Genomic DNA, 18,050 nt, shown 5'->3' with positions numbered 1-18,050 from the left:
CACGGTCCCCCGCCCGCTCAGTGGGCGTCGCCGAGCTGGCCGGTGAGGCGGCCGTGCCGCGCGGCGGAGGACGGGTTGAGTCCGACGATCTCCACCGTCTTGCCGAGCCGCTCGTACTTCGTCTGCACCGCGTCGAGGGCGGCGACCGTCGAGGCGTCCCAGATGTGGCTGTCGGAGAAGTCGATCACGACGCGGTTGGGGTCGCCGGCGTAGTCGAACTGGTAGACGAGGTCGTTGCTGGTGGCGAAGAACATCTCGCCGATGACCTTGTAGACCCGCACGTCGACGTTGCCGTCGCCGTTTTCGTCGGTGTCCGCGACCTTTTGCACGGAGGCGAAGCGCGTCACGCGGCGGGCGAACACGATGATGGCCGCGTTGACGCCGACGATGACGCCGTAGGCGAGGTTGTGGGTCAGCACCGTGACCGCGACCGTGAGGAACATCACGATGTTCTCGCTGTGCGGCATGCGGCGCAGCGTGTGGGGGTGGATGCTGTGCCAGTCGAAGGTGGCGACGGAGACCATAACCATGACGGCCACCAGCGCGGCCATGGGGATCATGCCGACGGCGGGGCCGAAGCCGACCACGAGGATGAGCAGGAAGACGCCGGCGAGGAATGTGGAGATGCGGGTGCGCGCGCCGGAGACCTTGACGTTGATCATGGTCTGGCCGATCATCGCGCAGCCGCCCATGCCACCGAAGAAGCCGGAGGCGATGTTCGCCACACCCTGGCCCCAGCCCTCGCGGGTCTTGTTGGAGTGGGTGTCGGTGATGCCGTCGACGAGCTTCGCGGTCATGAGCGACTCGAGGATCCCGACGAGCGCCATGGCGAGCGCGTAGGGGCCGATGAGCTGCAGCGTCTCGACGGTGAGCGGGACCTGGGGGATGAACAGCTCGGGCAGCGACTCCGGCAGCTCGCCCTGGTCGGAGACCGAGGGGAGGTCCCAGCCGGCGGCCATGACGATCCCCGTGATCACGAGGATCGCCACCAGCGGGGCAGGGACGGCGGTGGTCAGCCGGGGCAGCGCGATCATGATCAGGAGCGCGAGGGCCACCATGGGGTACACGAGCCAAGGCACGCCGAGCAGGTGCGGGATCTGGGCCATGAAGACGAGGATGGCCAGAGCGTTGACGAAGCCGACCATGACCATGCGGGGTACGAACCGCATCAGCTTGGCCACTCCCAGCAGCGACAGGACGATCTGCAGCACGCCTGCCAGGATCACGGTGGCGATGAAGTAGTCGAAGCCGTACTCGCGCGCGACCGGGGCGATGACGAGCGCGATGGCGCCCGTCGCGGCGGAGATCATCGCTGGGCGGCCGCCGACGACGGCGATCGTCATGGCCATGATGAAGCTCGAGAACAGCCCGACCCGCGGGTCGACGCCCGCGATGATCGAGAACGAGATCGCCTCCGGGATCAGGGCGAGTGCCACCACCAGGCCGGCGAGGACCTCGGTCTTGAGCCGTCGCGGATTGCGCAGGGCGGCCCACGTCGACGTCTCCCGCTCGCCGGCTTCGGGGACGAGGGGGAAGGCGTCGCGATCGGTCGTGGGCGCGCTCGACTCAGCCATGTGGCTCCTTCGTGGGGGATCCGGCAGACCGGCCGGCCCGCCGAACTCTACCGAAACGAGAGGGTTGACGGAAATCGATGGCGCCGGGTCGGGGATGTAAACATCCGCTGGCCGTCGAATTACATCGCCGTAACTTGTGCACAACCGGTGGACAAGTCTGTGGAGAACTCAGTTGATACCGAGCGTCGCCAGTTGTCGGCGGTCCATCCCGTCGAAGAGCGCGTCCGCAGACCCGGGCCGAGAGCGGGCGTCGGCGACTGAGCGGACCTGCTCGACGTTGCGCTCACTCGAGGGGGCTTGTGACCTCCAGCAGCCCCAGGTCCGCCAGCAGGTCCTTGACCTTCACCTCGATCTGGTCGGCGATCCGCCGGACGCCGTCGATCGACTGGCCGCTGGGGTCCTCGATGTCCCACTCCTCGAACCGCTTGCCGGGGTACGGCGGGCACTCGTCGCCGGCCATGTTGATGATCATGTCGGAGGGCCTTCAGGGCATCGTCGTCGAGGGGCTTCGACGCCATGTAGCGGGCCTGGATGCCGCGCTCGGCGAGCACCGCTTCGACGTGTGGGTTGATCTCCCCTGACGGTCGGGCGCCGGCGGACCAGACGTTGACCTGACCGCCGGAGAAGTGCTTCGCCATCGCGGCCGCGATCTGGGACCGGCCGGCGTTCTGCACGCAGACGAACAGCAGTTCGGGCCGGCCCTCCACCGGCATGCCCTTGGCCTTCGCGGCGCGACGCAGCGCGTCCTGGGCCCGCCGCTGGACGAGCAACGGCAGGAACTGCGGCGCCTTCGAGGGGCCCGCGAGCTCGGCGTGTGCCCTGCGGACGGTGGCGCGGACCTCGTTGTAGGTGAAGACGCCCTCGTACTGGTCGGCGAGGTCGCTCATCATCCCCCGGTACTGGGACAGCTCCGCACGCGACTGCCCGGTCACCCCCAGCACCAGGTCCGCGACGCGGTCGGTGAGCTCCTCCACCATGAGCCGCATCCGCTCCTCGCCCTCGATGCCGCGCAGGCTGGGCTCGTCGATTTCCCAAGTGTCGATCTCGGCGGTCATTCCCTCGACGGGCTCCACCTTGGCCTCGGTCCCCACCACCACGACGTGCGTCGCGGCGCGAAGCATCTCGTCGGTGAGCTGCTTGGGGTGTTCGCCGGTGAGACCGGCCCCGACCTCGGCCAGAGCCGCGACCGACTCTTGGTTGAGAGCGGACCCGGGGTGCGTCCCGGCTGACGTGACGTCGACGCCGTCGCCGCCGAGCTGGCGCGCGAGGGCCGCCGCCATCTGCGACTTGCCGCCGTTCTTGACACACACGAACAGGAGGTGGGGATTGGTCTTGGGCATCGCTCGCTCGCTCTCGAAGGCTTTGGCAGGGGACCCCGTATCGACACAAGTCGATACGGGGTCAAGTCGCTGGCGAAGGCAAGCGGCGCGCTACCGGGGATCGCGCGGCTCCAAGTGGCCGGGGTGATGAATTACATGGGTGTGAGTTGTGCACAACTGGTGGACAACTCTGTGGAGAACTACTGGTCGAAGTCGCCCTCGTCGACGCCCAGGGGCTCGCCGTAGGCGACGTCGCTGACCGGGTCCGGCTCCTCCTGCTGGATCCGCTCGTCGAGCGTCTCCTCGGTGAACGTGTCGTCCTCGTGCATCGCCTCGTCGATTGGCCGCTCAGTGTCCCCGGCGATCAGGTCCGCCGCGTCGGCGCCGTCGTAGACCAACTCGTCGGTGGAGAGGTCCTCTGCCGTCACGCGGGTGTAGGGGTGTTCGGCGTCGGCCACTTCCTCGACGTCCAGGTCCTCGATGCCGTCAATGTTTCCGTCTTGCGAGTCCATGCTCATGCCTCCACCTTGGCAAACGGTGGGGCCAATTCAAGGGGTTCACTCCATGGAGTTGAACAGCGCGGGCTCGTCCTCGGCCGGCACCTCCGCCAGCGGGAGCCGCATCACGAACTGCGCGCCGCCGTGCGGATGGTTGCTCGCCTTGATGGTGCCGCCATGGGCCTCGACGGTGTGCTGCACGATCGACAGCCCAAGCCCCGTACCGGGGGTGTTGCGGGCGCGGTCGGAGCGGAAGAACCGGTCGAAGATGTGCGGCAGGTCCTCCTCGGCGATGCCCGGACCGGAGTCGATCACCGTGACGACGCCGTGGTGCAGCCGCACCTTGACCACCCCGCCGGTGGGGGAGAACTTCACCGCGTTGTCGAGCAGGTTTGTGATCGCACGCTCGAGGGTCGACGCGTCGCCCATGACCTGCGAACGGTCGGTGTCGACATCGAACGCGATCCCGGGCCCGCGCCGCTGGGCCCGGGCGACCGAGGCCATCACGATGTCGGAGAGGTCGACCAGCTCGTGGGGCCGCTGCAGGTGGTCGTCACGGGTGAGGGCGACGAGGTCGCCCACCAGGGCTGTGAACTCGCCCAGCTGGGCGGCGACGTCGGAGAGGATCGCGGAACGAGCGCCGGGCGGCAGCATGCCGGAGCGCTCGTCGGCGACGAGCAGCTCGATGTTGGTGCGCATGGAGGTGAGCGGGGTGCGGAGCTCGTGGCCCGCGTCGGCGATCAGCTGCCGCTGCTGCTCACGCGACTGCTGCAGCGAACGGAGCATCGTGTTGAACGACTGCGTGAGCTCGCCGAGGTCGTCGCGTCCATAGATGCGGATGGGGTTGAGTTGGTCGGTCTGGGTGACGTTCTTCACTGCGGTGGACAGCCGCTTCACCGGCGCCAGCACGGCCCGCGCCGCCCACAGCGCGGTGGCCGTCGTCGCGAGGATGCCCAGCGAACCGGAGATGGCGGTCACGCCCCAGAGGGAGCTCAGCGTGTTCTGCAGCGTCTCGATGGGGCGGGCATAAGTGACGGCGTAGTACATGACGCCGCGCTCGTTGGCCACCGACATCGGCACCGTCACCGCGCGGTACTCCACGCCGTTCGACGCAGCCACGGTGCGCTCGACGGTGTCCGACTGGAGACGGGCGATCGCCACCTCCTCCGTGGAGGTCGGGAGCGTCACACTCTGCCCGGCGGGGGCCTCGGCGATCCCCGTCGCCGACACCAGCGAGATGAGGGACCCGGACGAGCCGAGCAGGTCAGGCGTGAGGCTGTCGAGGTTGTCGAGGTCGCTGGCCAGGACGCTGGCGGAGCTCTGGGCGGTGCGGGTGAGGTCGCGGTCCAACTGGTCGAGCAGCGACCACCGGGTGATCAGGAATCCCGCTCCACCGACGATGAGGACGGAGGCCGCGACGGACGCGCCCGTCAGCAGCGCCAGTCGCCACTGCAGCGACTGGCCGGAGACGAGCCTGCCCAGCCCGCGGCGCAAACGTATCCAGGCGCTCCCGATCACGGGGCGGTTTCACGCAACACGTACCCGATGCCGCGGACGGTGTGGATCAGACGGGGGAGTCCGTTGATCTCCGTCTTGCGGCGCAGGTACCCGATGTAGACCTCCAAGGAGTTGGCCGTCGTCGGGAACTCGAAGCCCCACACCTCGTTGAGGAGGGTGTTGCGCTCGAGGACCTTGCGGGGGTTCTCCATGAAGACGTTGAGCAGAGCGAACTCGGTGCGGGTCAGCGAGATGTGGTGACCCGCCCGGGTGACCTCGCGGTGCTGGGTGTCCAGCTCGAGGTCGGCGAACTGCAGGGTGCGCGACTCCTCCTCGGCCTGGGGCTTGACCCGCCGGGTGAGGGCCCGCAGGCGGGCGAGGAGCTCGTCGAGGGCGAACGGCTTGACCATGTAGTCGTCGGCGCCGGCATCGAGCCCGTCGACGCGGTCGTCCACGGCGTCGCGGGCGGTGAGGATCAGGATCGGCACGTCGTTGCCGGAGTCGCGGAGCATCTTCGTGGTCTCGAGCCCGTCGAGCCGCGGCATCATCACGTCCATGATGATCGCGTCGGGCGTGTAGGAGGCGAGGCGGGCGAGGGCTTCGATGCCGTCGGAGGCCGTCTGGACCTCGCTGCCCGTGTACGACAGCGAACGCGCCAGTGAGTCACGCACGGCCTGATCGTCATCCACCACCAAGATCTGCATGGTTGGGATCTTACCCCCGACTCACCGGGGCCGCCGACAAGGCACGGCCCCGGGGAGGCGACGCGGGAAGGGCGCTCAGCCGAACCAGCCGAACATGGTGCAGCCCACGCCGAAGATGACGAGGCCGCCGAACATCGCGATGGTCAGCAGGGCGCTCTCCAGTTCGCTGGGCGGCGTGCCCTCGGACTGGAACTCGTCCGCGTCGAACTCGGTCTCGGAACTCATGCGATCACTCCCAATCGGCTGAAGTCGGCCACCAGCGCGAGCGCCAGGAACACGAACACCACCACCATGAACCACGTGTACATCCAGCGCTTCGGGTGGTTGGATCCCCAGAAGCGGCGGAGGCTGACGATCCCGTTCACCACGGCGTAGACGCAGAGCGCGATCCCGATGGGTGCCGCGATCCACCCCGAAAGGCTGAGCAGCGGGACGAGCACCGGCACGGCGACGTACGTGATGAGGCAGCGGATCGCGGAGATGGCCACCGACACCCGGAACGCCTTGTGCGCGGCGCGGCTCGACTGGCGCTCCCTGCCGGAGACCCCGAGAAGGCGCCGCATGAAGCGGTCGGCGGGGGCCTCCGAGCGGGCGCGTGAGTCCAGGGCGCCCGTCGGGCGGGCGTCGACGGTTCCCGGCTCGGCGGTCATGCCGGCACCTCTGCCCCGTCGCCCACCCTGTCGCCGCGACGGGTCGCGCGCCAGAGCCGGCGGCCGCCGAGGACCGCCAACACAACGCCGAGGCCGCCGATCACGACCCCGACCAGGAGGCCGACGTAGACGGGCGTCAGCCAAGCGTCGCTGTCCTCGGCGACCCCGATCATGCTCCCGATCAGGAAGCCGAACAACGGCGCCAGACCCGCGACGACCACGCCGAGCACGGTCATCCAGAAGCCGGGCGCGGTGGGCACCAGCCGCACCGGGCGGCCGGGCTCGATCTCGTGCGTTTCGTCGTTCATCGTGACTCACTCTCCACTGCTCGGTCGACGACCGCAAGTCCCGGTTTGGTGCGAGTTTCGTCGAGATCCTTGTCGGCATCCCCGGAGAACCGGTTGACCGCGTTCATGAGGGGGCCGACGATGTCCATCGGCAGCGGGAACACGACCGTCGAGTTCTGGTCGGCGCCCAGTTCCAGCAGCGTCTGGAGGTAGCGCAGCTGCAGCGACGCGGGCGCCTCGCTCAGCGTGATGGCGGCGTCGCGGAGCTCCTCCGACGCCTGCAGCTCGCCGCGGGCGCTGATGACCTTGGCGCGACGCTCGCGCTCGGCCTCCGCCTCGCGGGCCATGGCTCGCTGCATCATCTCGGGGATCTCGACGTCCTTGATCTCCACGACCGGCACCTCGACGCCCCACTGCTCCGCCTGCTGGGCGATGGAGTGGGCGAGGTCCTCGTTGAGGTCCGCGCGGTGCGCCAGGAGTGTGTCGAGGTCGGCGCGGCCGACGACGGAGCGCAGCGTGGTCTGCGCGAACTGGGAGGTGGCGATCGCGTGATTCTCCACGGTCATCACCGACATCACCGGGTCGGTCACCCGGAACATCACGACCGCGTTGACGCGGGCGGTGACGTTGTCCTTCGTGATGACCTCCTGCGGCGGGATCGTGAGGGTCACGACGCGCAGGTCGACCCGCACCATCTTGTCGAGGAACGGGAGGATGAAGATCAGGCCGGGCCCCAGCGGGCCGCGGAGGCGGCCGAGCCGGAACGTCACCGCCCGCTCGTACTCCTTGATCACGCGCAGCGACGCGAACAGGAAGACGATGAGGAAGATGACGGCGAGGATGATGAGGATGGTCTCAGGAGGCATGGTCGGCCCTCCGATCTGATGCGTAGTTGCTGCGTTTGCGGGCGAGCGCGGCCGCTGCGGCGGCGCGCTCCGCCACGGTGTCGTCGAGGGAGCGGAAGATGACGCCGTTCGGGTCGACGGGGGAGCGGCGGAGGTGGCTCCACAGCGGGATGGTGCCCAGCGCGATGAGCAGGGCGGTGCCGAGCAGCATGACCTGGTCCACCCACCCGTCGACGGTCAGCGCCGTGGCGGCGGGCCAGGCGACGCCCAGCACCGCCACCGCGCACGCGATCCCGCGGTGGAACCGGGCCGACTCCGAGGCCGGCCAGGTGTCCACCAGGCGCTGGACCTCGCGCCCGTCGTCGGACTCCGTGCAGTTGTCCTTGACGGGGCACGAGTTGCACACCAGCGGGTTGCCCCGATAGCGCATCACCCGGTTCTCCGGGTCGAACGAGCGCGGGAACAGCCACTCGTCCTCCGGGCAGAGCCACGCGTCGTGGCTCTTGTGGTAGGTGAAGCCGCCGTTGCGCTGGTCCTGGAAGCTCGTGTGCGAGCGCTTCGCGAGCAGGTCGATGCCATGCGCGATCAGCAGCAGCGCCACGCCGTACCCGGCCGCGAACCAGGCGGCCACATCGATGCCGGTCATGGCCGCGGCCCCCTCGGGTCGTCGGTCGGGCGCCGGTCGGAGGAGTACCGGCTGGGCGGCAGCTCGTCGCCGGGCTCGGTGGCCAGCGGCCTGCTCGTGGTCGTCTGGGCGAGGCCGGTGCGGTCCTCGCGGGCCTGCGGGTGCTCGACCACGAACAGGGTCTCGGGCTCCATCGTCGTGACCGTGGCGGGGAGGCCGTGGCGGATGCCGAGCCAGCAGATCCAGACGAACGGCAGGATGCCGCCGACGAGGAACACCACGTCACCGGGCATGCGCATCCACTCGAGGATCGCGTTGCCGGGCTGGGCGATGTAGCCGAGGGTGCGGGCCTCGAAGTAGCCGGTGTTGACCGAGTGCCACAGCTGCAGCACGCCGAGCGGGGCGAGGGTGGCGAACACCATCCACGCGAGGCCGATGTTGAGCGACCAGAACGACAGTTTCGCGAGCTTCTCCGGCCAGCGGTTCGGCGGGATGATGTAGCGCAGCGCGAACAGCGCCAGGCCGACGGCCATCATGCCGTACACGCCCATCATGGCGCCGTGAGCGTGGTTGGCGGTCAGGGCGGTGCCGATCTGGTAGTACGACACGATCGGCAGGTTCACGAGGAACCCGAACACGCCCGCGCCGACGAAGTTCCAGAAACCCACGGCGACGAGGAACATCACCGCCCAGCGGTGCGGGAACGGGGCGCTGCTGCGCGACTCCTGGCTCGAGCCCAGCTGCAGGAACGTCCACGCCTCGACCGTCAGGAACGTCAGCGGGATGACCTCCAGCGCCGAGAAGAACGCACCGAGGGCCATGTGCTCCACCGGCGTGCCGGAGAAGTACAGGTGGTGCATCGTTCCGATGACGCCGCCCGCGGAGTAGAGGATGACGTCGAGGAAGATGATCTGGATGGCGATCTTGCGGCGGACGACGCCGAGCATCACGAAGATGTAGGCCACCATCACGGTGGTGAACAGCTCCAGGAAGTCCTCCACCCACAGGTGCACCACCCAGAAGCGCCAGAACTCGGCGACGGTGAGGTGCGTCTCGGTGCCGGCCAGCAGGCCGACGGCGTAGAACGAGGGGATCGCGAGGCCGGCGTAGAAGAACAGCCACGGCATGTTGAACTTCGACTCGCTGCGCAGGCGGGAGCGGATCGCCCGGTAGATGATCAGGATCCAGAGGAACAGCCCGATCACCAGGAGGATCTGCCAGAAGCGCGGCAGGTCGAGGTACTCCCACTGCTGGTCGAAGAAGATCGAGCCCTTCGCCCAGTCGGGGCCGAAGGTGCTGATCGCGGTGCCGCCTAGCGTGCCGACCACGACCAGCGCGAGTGCGCCGAGCAGGCCGTAGGCGAGCCAGTGCTGCCGCTTGGGCTCGCGCCCGGAGATGATCGGCGCGAGGAAGATCGCGGCGGCGAGGAACGCCGCGGCGGTCCACAGCAACGACAACTGTACGTGCCAGGTGCGGCCCAGGTTGTAGGGGAGGATTTGCGCGAGGTCGAGGCCGAAGAAGCTGTCGAGCTCCGCACGGTAGTGCTCCACGCCGGCACCCAGGGTGGCCTGGGCGAGGAAGAGGAGGGACACGACGAAGAAGAACCAGGCAGTGGCCTTCTGCGCCTTGGTGATGCCGACGTCGCCGGGCTGGTGGAACCGCAGCGACGGCGTCTCGGATCCGTGCCAGCCGATCTTCTTGCTCCAGCGACCGTAGATGGCGAACAGGAGGCCGAGGCCGCCCAGCAGCGCGACGAGCGAGATCCCGGACCAGACGAGGATGTCCGCGGTGGGCGTGTTGTCGACGCGGGGCTCCGGCGGCCAGTTGTTGGTGTAGGAGTAGCCCAGCCCGGGACGCTCGGCCGCGCTGGCCCAGGCGGTCCAGCTGAAGAACGCGGTGAGGTCGTGGATCTCCTGGGGGTCGGTGATCTTGGAGGGCAGGAGGCCGTGCTCGGTCGTCGGCACGCCGAAGAATTCCGCGTAGTAGTCGCGGATCTCCTCGAAGGCGCTCACCTGCTCGGGCGTGTAGGTCAGGACGCCGCTGGACTCGTCGTAGCGGTTGGTCCGCATGAGCTCCGAGGTCGCCGTCGACGGGTCCTGGACGCCCTGGGCGGCGAGCTGCTCGTGCACGTGCTCGCTGGCCAGCCGCAGGTACTCCGCGGTGTAGTCCGGGCCCAGGTAGGCGCCGTGGCCGACGATCGAGCCGTACTGCTGCAGGCCGCGGCGCAGGAAGATCTGCTGGCCCTCGGTGATCTCCTCCTGCGTGAAGACCACCTCGCCGCCCTCGGCCACCACCTGCGTCGGCAGCGGCATCGAGTCGCTGTACGTGCGGTAGGCGAGGATGCCCATCACCATGAAGCCGAAGACCATGACCAGGGCCACACCCTGGACCCAGCCCTTGGATATCGCGAGTTCAGCCTTTGTCGGCCGCCCCTCGGCGCTCTTGTCGACGAGGCTCATGCTGTCCACCACCTCCGTTGTGGTCGACGGGCCGACTGCCCGTCGGGTATGTGCCGGAGACTAATCAATGACAAGCTCACGACATTTTTACAATGAATTTGGAGAAATGTCCGGAGCGAAGCTATCACGGATCGAGGGTCGCCCGCTCGTCCTGTTCTCACTCCCTTCGGCGGGCTGACAGCGGGCGCGTCGACGAGTATTGTGGTCTATACCGTTGTGAAGGAGAGGCCTGTGGACATTCGTGCCGAGGAGCAGCGAGGAGCCGCGGAATACATGGACGTCACGCTCGGCATCGCAGCGCGGGCAGCGGAGACGCAGAGGGTGAAAGTTGTCGAAGCGGCCGAGGCGGTGTGTCGGGCGTTGGAGGACGGGCGTCGGTTCTGGGCGTTCGGGACCGGGCACTCCCACACTCTCGTGGAGGAGATCTTCGGCAGGGCGGGGGGGCTGCGGGACGTGACACCCATCCTCGAGCCCTCCCTGATGCTGCACGAGGGCCTCGAGAAGAGCTCCCTGCTCGAGCGTCTGCCCGGCCTGGCCGCGACGCTGCTCGACGTGCATCCCGTCCAGTCCGGCGATGTTCTGCTCGTGATCTCCAACTCGGGCCGGAACCCAGTGCCCGTGGAGATGGCGGAACTCGCACGCGCGCGTGGAGCGACGGTCATCGCCCTCACCTCGCTGGCCCACAGCCATGCCGTCGACTCGCGGGCGCCATCGGGTGCGAAGCTCTGGGAGGTCGCGGACATCGTCCTCGACAATTGCGGTGTGCCGGGAGATGCCGTCATAGCCCAGGAGCCGCACCCGGTGGGGCCCACGTCCACCGTCATCGGCGCCCTGCTGCTGCAGGCGGTCATCGTCCAGGTGGCGGCGACGATGGCCGCTCGCGGGGAGCCGCTGGACACCTACCTGAGCCTCAACGTCTAGATGTCCGAAGCGAGATTCGTGGCCGCCGCTGCATCGGTGGAGATCACGCCGCCACACGGCCTCGCGATGGCCGGCTACGCTGCGCGGACGGCTCGCGCGGACGGGACGCTGGATCCGCTGGAGGCGAACCTGTTGCTCCTGGGTGAGCGCGGTGGTCAGTCGGTGGTGGTGGTGGCGATCGACAGCCTCGCCGTGACCCGGCCCCTCCGGCAGGCGCTCGCCGCCGCCGTCCAGCGCGCCACCGGCGTGCAGCAGGATCATGTCAGGGTCGTGGCCAGCCACACACATTCTGCGCCGCTCGCCTGGGTGGGCCAGATCCACCCGGTGCTCCCTGGTGAGGTCGACGAACGCGAGATCCGACGGGTGGCCGACCTCGTAGGCGCGGCTGCCGAGGGCCTGATGCCTGTTCCGTGTGAACTGACATGGGCCGTCGCCGGTGTCGACGGCGCGGGCGCCAATCGGCACCACGTGGACGGCCCCCATGACCGCACCACCGGTGCTCTCGGCGTAGTGGACGCCTCGAACACACCCCACCACGGCACGACGCTGGCGGTGCTCTTCGACTATGCGTGTCATCCCACGACGCTCGGCCCCGCCAACCTCTCGTGGTCGGCGGATTGGGTCGGCAGCGCCCGGAGACGCATCCGAGAGGACCGCGGCGGGGTGCCCGTGGTGCACCTGCCCGGCTGCGCGGGGGACGTGAGCACTCGATTCTCGCGCCACGGCCGCACCGAGGCGGAGGCGCGCCGGATCGGCGAACTCGTCGCCGCTGCGGTGCTGAAGGGACTGTCCACCGGTGCCGTGTTGGACGGTGGGCTCGCGCTCGAAGCCATGTCGGTGCGGCTCCCGACGAGGTCGCCCAAGCGGCTGCCGGTCAGTGTCCCCGTGCAAGGCGGCAGTCGCCTCGATGAGTCGATCGCCGAGGGCGTCGCGGCAGACCGCGCCATTCGTGATGCGGGACTCCCGTCGCAACTGGACCTGCCGGTGTCGTGGCTCGCGATCGGTGAGGCGCGCTGGCTGTTCCTGCCGGTTGAGCCGTTCGCGCGCTTCGGCCTGCTCATGTCCTTGTCGCCCCGGCCAGTACGGGTGGTCGGCTACTGCGACGCATACCACGGCTACATGCCGGATGACGCGGCCTACCGCGCGGGCCACTACGAGGCGCGCTCGGCTCTCGTGGATGAAGGGGCTGCGGCCGAGTTCTACCGCCTCTGCATGGAGGCGGCGCAACATTGGACCTCAGACAGCGGGCCCGAACTCGAGGCTCTCCGCCAGGTACGCGGGGCTCAGTAGCACCCGCGCATCGATCACGAGGAGCTCGCTGAGGGGAGCGAGCACCTCGACGCCGGCCGCCGTGAGCCGTGAGGTGAGTGATTCAAGGTAGCCCGGTGCCCGACCCAACCGTCCCAGGACGCTGACGCGCGCGACACCTGTCGCGGTGCAGGCCGCGAGACACGTGTCGGCGGCCATCGTCGCGGCGTCGTCGACGAGCCGTCTGCAGCCCTCGCCCGCGGACGACACCACCGATGACGCGATCGCGGCGATTTCGGCGGTGCGCCCGCCCGAGCGCGCGAAGTCGTTGGCGACCGCCCTGTCGAGTGTACGGCCGAGGTGTGCCTCCACCGCAGCCAGCACGTCGGGAGCCGGTTCGAGCCCGTCCAGGTGGCGGCAGGCGGAGGTGAGGGCGGCTCGCCCCAAGTGAAACGCGCCCCCGCGGTCTCCGAGGTCGGGACCCCATCCGTCGAGCCGCACCCACCGCTCCGCGTGACCGAATCCGCTGACGGCCACTCCGGTGCCGATGCTGGCGACCACGCCGGGGCCACCCATCGCGGCAGCGTGGGCGAGCACCGCGTCGCCTGCGAGGTAGACGGTTGCTTCCCCGAACAGCTCCGGTAGGCGGTGTCGGAGCTCCGCGACCTCGGCCGCTCGCTCGGGGAGGGCAGTGGAACCGACGAATACGACCGTCCCCGCACCCGGGCCGATCGAGTGGGCGACCGGTTCGAGGGCCAGCAGGAGGCCGTCGACGAGCGGACCGCCGCGCGCCGGGTCGGCGCCCGGGGCGGTGCGGATTTGCCCCGCCGCCGACCAACGGGTCTGCGACTTGCCGATGTCGACGATCGCGAGGTCAACCATCCAGCTCATCCGGGTGCTGTGGGGCCGGCGCGCCCATCATTCCGAGTACCCAGTCGACGAGCGTCGTCATGGCGCCGTGAGCCACGGCGCGTGGCTCGGCCCGGAGCGCGCGGGCACTCGCGGCGAGCCGTCCGTCGTGCGCCTCCTCGCCGACGAGCACACCGAGCGCGAAGGTAGCAGCGTCCAACTGCCCGCGAGCAGCCGCCACCCAGCTCCCGAAACCCGGGTCGTCGCGCAGACCCTCGAGCGCCAAGGCCAGCTGCCCCAAGTCTTGACGTGCGTGCTCGGCGCGCGACGGCGCGGCCATGGTGGAGGCGATGAGCGCCATGATCGCGCCCGGCGCCTCGTCGACCGGCGCGGCGCCGCAGAGCTCGGCAAGGACGGCGATGGCTTCCGGGTCCAACCCCAGCATGATCGCCGCCTCCGCAAGGGCCCCGTCGGGCTCGTACGCGGCCGGGTCAGCCGCCCATCGCAGGGCGGTGACCGTCGCGGGGAGCGTCACGAGCGGGTCGAGGGCGGCGTTCGTGCCATAGCCGGCCAGCACCCCGGCCAGTGCCGCATCCCGGCCGCGGAGCGCACGGAGGGGGAGCCGGCGGGGAGCGGTGTCGTTGTCGAAGCTGCGGGTGATGCCGTCCCAGTCGTTGACCGGGTAGTTGTCCCACAGCCACAGTGGGCGCGCCCATTGTTCGGCGACGTCCGCGGCGTCCCGAGCGCTGATCGTGCGGCTCGTCACACCGGGGCCGGTCCAGCACACGGGAACGTCCGTGTGCAGGAGGTCGGCCAGTCGGCGACGGTAGGCGCTGGGAGTCACCCCCCAGTAGTGCATCGGACAAACCAGGAAGGACAGGCCGTGCTCCTCGGCGGCCCGCGCCGCGAGGTTGAGCATCGTCGCATGCGCCGCGGCCAGGGGGTGGGGGTCGTGGCCGAACGCCGCACGATCGGCCGGGCTGAGTGCGGCGGACACGTCGTCGAAGGCCACCAGCACACGGGAGAAGCCGAGCGCGGCGGCATCGCGGATTCGTTCGCGCAGGAGACGCTGGTCCTCAATGCTCGAGCATTCGACACCGCGGGCCGGATCCAGCGGCGCACCGGGGGACACGCGCCAGGTGGTGCGGACGCCGAGCGAGGCGGCCCGCGCATTCAGGTCCTGGAGCGCCTCCTCGTCGGCGGCGTACGGCTCACGCCAGCGACCGCCGGTCCGCTCGTCCGCGGCCGGGCCGTAGACGTAGTCGGTGGCGCCGGCGGCTCGCGCCACCTCGAGCACGCGCGCTCGGTCCGACCCACTCCACAGCGGGCCGTAGAAGCACTCCAGCACCGCGCGTTCCGCAATCACTCGCCGATCAACCCTTCATCCCGCTCATGGTGACGCCTTGGGTGAAGTATCGCTGGGCGAACAGGTACGCGATGAAGATCGGGAGGATCGCGAGCGCCGCCGACGCCAACTGGATGTTCAGCGGCTGTGATTCCCTCATCAGCGACGAGACACCCGTCGTCAGCACTCTCATCTCCGGGGTCTGCGCGATGATCAGCGGCCACAGGAAGTCGTTCCAGTGCCACAGGAACACGAAGAGCCCAAGCGTGGCCAGGATGGGCTTGCACAAGGGCAGCACGACCTGGAAGAAGATCCTGATCTCCGACGCGCCGTCCAGTTTGGCCGCCTCCAGCAACTCGTCGGGGAGGGCGATGATGAACTGGCGCAGCAAGAAGATCGCCTGCGCATTGGCCAGCGATGGTGCGATCAGCCCCCAGTAGGTGTTCACGCCGTCCGCACCGGCAATCATGACGAACAGCGGGATGAGGGTGATGTGGTACGGCACCATGAGCATCGCGATGATCATCCAGAACATCGGTGTCCGTCCCGGGAAGCGCTTCTTCGCGAAGGCGTAGGCGGCCATGGAGGACAGCAGCAGCACCAGTACCACCGAGACGACTGAGTAGATGAGCGTGTTCAACGCCCATCGCAGCATCTCGTCGCTCTGGAGGACGTAGGCGTAGGCCGAGATCGTCAGGTCGGTCGGGAAGAGGCTGTCGGGGAACGTCATGGCGGTGGGGGCCTTGAAACTCATGATGACCATGGCGTAGAAGGGGAACAGCGTGATCACCGTGGCGATTGCCAGCAGGATCTGGATGATCACCTTGAACACGCCGCGGGGGCGGAAGAGGGCATCCTCGCCCGTGGAGCGCCGGCGACGCCTCCGCTCCTCGGGGACCGAGTCGACCACGGCCGGCTGGACCGCTTCCTTCGTGGTTGTCGTCATGCCTTGTCCTCCCTGCCCATCAGGAATCTCTGGATCAGTGTGATTGCGAAGACGAGCACGAAGAGTGCCACGGCGACGGCCGAGGCGTACCCGAAGTCGAAGAATCGGAAGGCCTGGTCGTAGAGCATGAAGCCCAACGTGTAGGTCGCGTTCACGGGTCCGCCCTGCGTCATGACGTAGACGGCGTCGAAGACCTGGAAGCTGCCGACCATGGACAGCACGCTCAGGAAGAACAGCACCTGCCGCAGTTCGGGCAGCGTGATGTAGCGGAAACGGGCCCAGGCGTTGGCCCTGTCGACGAGTGCCGCCTCCTCTATCTCGCGGGGGATCTCGTTCAGCCGGGCCAGGATGACGAGCATGTAGTAGCCGAAGGCGCTCCAGGCAGCGACCAGCGCGATGGCGGGCAGGGCGAGGAGCCGGTCGGTGATCCAGCTCTGGCCGCCCAGCCCGAGCGCCTCCATGAGGCGGGGAACCGGGCCGCCGGCGTTGAAGATCCAGACGAAGATGATGCCCGCAAGTACCAACGACGTGATCACCGGCATGAAGAAGGCTGCCCGAAAGAAGTCCACTCCCGCGAATCGTCGGCGCACCAACAGGGCCAGCCCCGTGGCGAGCGCCAGCGTCAACGGAACGACGATGAGCGTGTAGGCGATCGTCACGCGTAACGAATGCCAGAAGAGGGGATCAGCGGCCAAGCGCTCGAAGTTGTCCATCCCCACCCAGGTGAACTCGCCACCCAGCGTGCGCTCCGCGAACGCGAGCGTGAAGCCGCCGATGAAGGGCACGAACCGGAAGATGATGAAGAGGATGAAGGCCGGGAGGACGAAGGCCAGCCCCGCGATGGCCGAGGCCCGCACGGTGCGATTGCGCCACGACATGCCGTGCTCCTTTCGGACTGGTGCCCGGTGGCGTCACGCCACCGGACACCTCGTCGACGATGGTCAGCGGATGAGGGCCTCGCCCGCCTCCTGGGCCGCGGCCATGGCCTCCTCCGGGGTCGCCTGGCCAAGCACAGCCGCCTGGACCTGGGGCGCGATCGCGGACTGCACCGCGCGCCCATAGGGCACGGCCTCGCCGGAGAAGGTGGCGTCCAGGTACTTCGCCGTCTCCGCCTGGATGCTGCCCTCTTCCCAACCGAGGTCGACGTCCTCGCGGGGCGACTGGTAACCCGCCCAGGTGTCCAGTGCCTTGACGGTCTCGGCAGAACTGACGAAGTTCACCCATGCCTGGGCGACGTCCTGCTCTGCGGAGCCCTTCAGGACCACGTGGGAGCCGACGGTGCCGTAGGTGCGCTGTTCCTTGTGGGTGAGCGGCGGCACGACGACGCGGTCATCGCCCCAGACGCCCTCGAGGTTCACCGGGTCCTGGATGAAGGAGCAGACCACCTCGCGCTTGCCGATCGACGACTGCTCGTTCGGAGTCCCGGCCGTCGCGTCGTTCTCGTTGACGTAGCCGAGCTCCACGAGTTCACGCATGAACGCCACGGCCTCGATCACCTCGGGGCTGTCCGCGGTCAGGTTTCCCTCCTCGTCGAACACGTTGCCGCCCGCCTGCCACACGAACGGGTAGAAGGTGGTGTTGAGCGTCGCTGCGTTGGTGGCGATCACCTCGGTGATGTAAAGGCCCTGCTCCTTCGCGATCGCGCCCATCTCCTTGACCTCGTCCCATGTGGCAGGCGCCGTCTCGATGCCTGCCTTCTCCATGGCCTGGGCGTCGCAGACCCCGGGCACCACCGACATGAGCACCGGCGCGCCGTAGATCTCTCCATCGACGCTGGTCGCTTCGAGGGCGTTCTCCCGGATCCCATCCGTCTCGAGTTCGAGGGGGACGAGGGCGCCCTGGCTCTGGAACAGGCGCAGCTCGTCCGGGATCATGTACGCGACGTCCGGGGCGGTGCCGCCCGTGATCGCCGTGGTGAGCGCCGTCTCACGATCCGCCCAGGGCTGGACGTCGATGGAGACCTCCGCCTCGGGATACTCGGAGGTGAATCGCTCGATCTGCTCTTCCCAGAAAGCCCTGTCCTCCGCCTCGTCCTTCAAGGGGTAGACACGCACCGAGATGGCGCCCTGGACCTCTCCCTCGTCCCCGCCGTTGGTGCCGGGATCGGCTGCTTCGGAACCGCCGCATGCGGCGAGGCTGAGCAGCGCTGCGGCCATCAGTGGCCCTACGGCCTTCGTATGGTTCTTCATGGACTGTGCCTCCAATTGGATAACTCGTGAAGCTCCTTCGGCGGGAGCGCCAAGGCGACTACCCGCGGAGGATTCCACCTTGCGACCTCCGCGAC

Annotated in this window: 17 protein-coding genes and 1 pseudogene; 2 read left to right on the top strand and 16 right to left on the bottom strand. The window is 68.7% G+C overall.

Features of this window, described 5'->3' with window-relative positions:
• Positions 1-17: 17 nt before the first annotated feature.
• The 11 genes and pseudogenes from BLR46_RS01725 to BLR46_RS01680 form a co-directional block, all read right to left on the bottom strand.
• Positions 18-1,574 carry a SulP family inorganic anion transporter gene (locus BLR46_RS01725; RefSeq protein WP_093248379.1) on the bottom strand — a complete coding sequence of 519 codons (1,557 nt, stop codon included), beginning with the start codon at positions 1,572-1,574 and terminating at the stop codon, positions 18-20.
• A gap of 119 nt (positions 1,575-1,693) precedes the next feature.
• Positions 1,694-2,914 carry an arsenate-mycothiol transferase ArsC gene (locus BLR46_RS15380; protein WP_176761615.1) on the bottom strand — a complete coding sequence of 407 codons (1,221 nt, stop codon included), beginning with the start codon at positions 2,912-2,914 and terminating at the stop codon, positions 1,694-1,696.
• Positions 2,915-3,093: 179 nt separating this feature from the next.
• Positions 3,094-3,411, bottom strand: coding sequence for a hypothetical protein (locus BLR46_RS01715; RefSeq protein ID WP_093248375.1), 318 nt, complete (start codon positions 3,409-3,411; stop codon positions 3,094-3,096).
• Between the two features lie 39 nt (positions 3,412-3,450).
• Positions 3,451-4,908, bottom strand: a complete 1,458-nt coding sequence (locus BLR46_RS01710; protein ID WP_425441372.1) for a sensor histidine kinase — start codon at positions 4,906-4,908, stop codon at positions 3,451-3,453.
• Complete coding sequence (locus BLR46_RS01705; protein ID WP_093248365.1) at positions 4,905-5,591, bottom strand: response regulator transcription factor; 687 nt, start codon at positions 5,589-5,591, stop codon at positions 4,905-4,907. The genes BLR46_RS01710 and BLR46_RS01705 overlap by 4 nt, the downstream gene beginning before the upstream one ends.
• Positions 5,592-5,666: 75 nt before the next feature.
• Positions 5,667-5,816 carry a hypothetical protein gene (locus BLR46_RS14985; RefSeq protein ID WP_176761614.1) on the bottom strand — a complete coding sequence of 50 codons (150 nt, stop codon included), beginning with the start codon at positions 5,814-5,816 and terminating at the stop codon, positions 5,667-5,669.
• Complete coding sequence (locus tag BLR46_RS01700; RefSeq protein ID WP_218118279.1) at positions 5,813-6,241, bottom strand: hypothetical protein; 429 nt, start codon at positions 6,239-6,241, stop codon at positions 5,813-5,815. Before BLR46_RS01700 ends, BLR46_RS14985 begins: the two co-directional genes overlap by 4 nt.
• Positions 6,238-6,549: a hypothetical protein gene (locus tag BLR46_RS01695; protein WP_218118278.1), complete on the bottom strand. Its 312-nt coding sequence runs from the start codon at positions 6,547-6,549 to the stop codon at positions 6,238-6,240. Before BLR46_RS01695 ends, BLR46_RS01700 begins: the two co-directional genes overlap by 4 nt.
• A complete protein-coding gene (locus BLR46_RS01690) occupies positions 6,546-7,394 on the bottom strand; it encodes an SPFH domain-containing protein (protein WP_093248363.1) in 849 nt (282 codons plus the stop codon). The genes BLR46_RS01695 and BLR46_RS01690 overlap by 4 nt, the downstream gene beginning before the upstream one ends.
• The gene (locus tag BLR46_RS01685; RefSeq protein ID WP_093248361.1) at positions 7,384-8,019 is read right to left on the bottom strand and encodes a hypothetical protein; all 636 of its coding nucleotides are present in this window, start codon (positions 8,017-8,019) and stop codon (positions 7,384-7,386) included. The genes BLR46_RS01690 and BLR46_RS01685 overlap by 11 nt, the downstream gene beginning before the upstream one ends.
• Before the next feature lie 137 nt (positions 8,020-8,156).
• Positions 8,157-10,457: pseudogene (locus BLR46_RS01680) on the bottom strand (nitric-oxide reductase large subunit); the annotation flags it as partial.
• 231 nt (positions 10,458-10,688) lie between these two features.
• Here BLR46_RS01680 and BLR46_RS01675 point away from each other — a divergent pair.
• The gene (locus tag BLR46_RS01675; RefSeq protein ID WP_245701445.1) at positions 10,689-11,378 is read left to right on the top strand and encodes an SIS domain-containing protein; all 690 of its coding nucleotides are present in this window, start codon (positions 10,689-10,691) and stop codon (positions 11,376-11,378) included.
• Complete coding sequence (locus BLR46_RS01670; RefSeq protein WP_143008170.1) at positions 11,379-12,668, top strand: hypothetical protein; 1,290 nt, start codon at positions 11,379-11,381, stop codon at positions 12,666-12,668.
• On the opposite strand, the gene BLR46_RS01665 is transcribed toward BLR46_RS01670, so the two are convergent.
• The 5 genes from BLR46_RS01665 to BLR46_RS01645 all read right to left on the bottom strand — a co-directional run bounded on the left by BLR46_RS01665 (position 12,615) and on the right by BLR46_RS01645 (position 17,922).
• On the bottom strand, positions 12,615-13,517 hold the full coding sequence (locus BLR46_RS01665) for a hypothetical protein (protein WP_143008169.1): 903 nt from the start codon (positions 13,515-13,517) through the stop codon (positions 12,615-12,617). The genes BLR46_RS01670 and BLR46_RS01665 overlap by 54 nt on opposite strands.
• Entirely contained in the window at positions 13,501-14,841 is a 1,341-nt protein-coding gene (locus BLR46_RS01660; RefSeq protein WP_093248355.1) for a beta-N-acetylglucosaminidase domain-containing protein, read from the bottom strand. The genes BLR46_RS01665 and BLR46_RS01660 overlap by 17 nt, the downstream gene beginning before the upstream one ends.
• A gap of 7 nt (positions 14,842-14,848) precedes the next feature.
• Positions 14,849-15,766: a carbohydrate ABC transporter permease gene (locus BLR46_RS01655; RefSeq protein ID WP_093248353.1), complete on the bottom strand. Its 918-nt coding sequence runs from the start codon at positions 15,764-15,766 to the stop codon at positions 14,849-14,851.
• A complete protein-coding gene (locus tag BLR46_RS01650; RefSeq protein ID WP_093248351.1) occupies positions 15,763-16,644 on the bottom strand; it encodes a carbohydrate ABC transporter permease in 882 nt (293 codons plus the stop codon). Before BLR46_RS01650 ends, BLR46_RS01655 begins: the two co-directional genes overlap by 4 nt.
• 63 nt (positions 16,645-16,707) lie before the next feature.
• Positions 16,708-17,922, bottom strand: coding sequence for an ABC transporter substrate-binding protein (locus tag BLR46_RS01645; protein WP_176761613.1), 1,215 nt, complete (start codon positions 17,920-17,922; stop codon positions 16,708-16,710).
• Positions 17,923-18,050 lie beyond the last annotated feature (128 nt).

This window comes from Tessaracoccus oleiagri (assembly GCF_900103275.1).
Lineage (GTDB): Bacteria > Actinomycetota > Actinomycetes > Propionibacteriales > Propionibacteriaceae > Arachnia > Arachnia oleiagri.
The sequence above is the reverse complement of the archived record's forward strand: the minus strand, read 5'-3'. Positions and strand labels throughout refer to the sequence as shown.

What these genes read in the sequence shown, in the direction of transcription:
- BLR46_RS01725 (WP_093248379.1), bottom strand. Translation starts at nt 1,574, where the DNA reads ATGGCTGAGTCGAGCGCGCCCACGACCGATCGCGACGCCTTCCCCCTC.
- BLR46_RS15380 (WP_176761615.1), bottom strand. Translation starts at nt 2,914, where the DNA reads ATGCCCAAGACCAATCCCCACCTCCTGTTCGTGTGTGTCAAGAACGGC.
- BLR46_RS01715 (WP_093248375.1), bottom strand. Translation starts at nt 3,411, where the DNA reads ATGAGCATGGACTCGCAAGACGGAAACATTGACGGCATCGAGGACCTG.
- BLR46_RS01705 (WP_093248365.1), bottom strand. Translation starts at nt 5,591, where the DNA reads ATGCAGATCTTGGTGGTGGATGACGATCAGGCCGTGCGTGACTCACTG.
- BLR46_RS14985 (WP_176761614.1), bottom strand. Translation starts at nt 5,816, where the DNA reads ATGAGTTCCGAGACCGAGTTCGACGCGGACGAGTTCCAGTCCGAGGGC.
- BLR46_RS01700 (WP_218118279.1), bottom strand. Translation starts at nt 6,241, where the DNA reads ATGACCGCCGAGCCGGGAACCGTCGACGCCCGCCCGACGGGCGCCCTG.
- BLR46_RS01695 (WP_218118278.1), bottom strand. Translation starts at nt 6,549, where the DNA reads ATGAACGACGAAACGCACGAGATCGAGCCCGGCCGCCCGGTGCGGCTG.
- BLR46_RS01690 (WP_093248363.1), bottom strand. Translation starts at nt 7,394, where the DNA reads ATGCCTCCTGAGACCATCCTCATCATCCTCGCCGTCATCTTCCTCATC.
- BLR46_RS01685 (WP_093248361.1), bottom strand. Translation starts at nt 8,019, where the DNA reads ATGACCGGCATCGATGTGGCCGCCTGGTTCGCGGCCGGGTACGGCGTG.
- BLR46_RS01670 (WP_143008170.1), top strand. Translation starts at nt 11,379, where the DNA reads ATGTCCGAAGCGAGATTCGTGGCCGCCGCTGCATCGGTGGAGATCACG.
- BLR46_RS01665 (WP_143008169.1), bottom strand. Translation starts at nt 13,517, where the DNA reads ATGAGCTGGATGGTTGACCTCGCGATCGTCGACATCGGCAAGTCGCAG.
- BLR46_RS01655 (WP_093248353.1), bottom strand. Translation starts at nt 15,766, where the DNA reads ATGACGACAACCACGAAGGAAGCGGTCCAGCCGGCCGTGGTCGACTCG.
- BLR46_RS01650 (WP_093248351.1), bottom strand. Translation starts at nt 16,644, where the DNA reads ATGTCGTGGCGCAATCGCACCGTGCGGGCCTCGGCCATCGCGGGGCTG.
- BLR46_RS01645 (WP_176761613.1), bottom strand. Translation starts at nt 17,922, where the DNA reads ATGGCCGCAGCGCTGCTCAGCCTCGCCGCATGCGGCGGTTCCGAAGCA.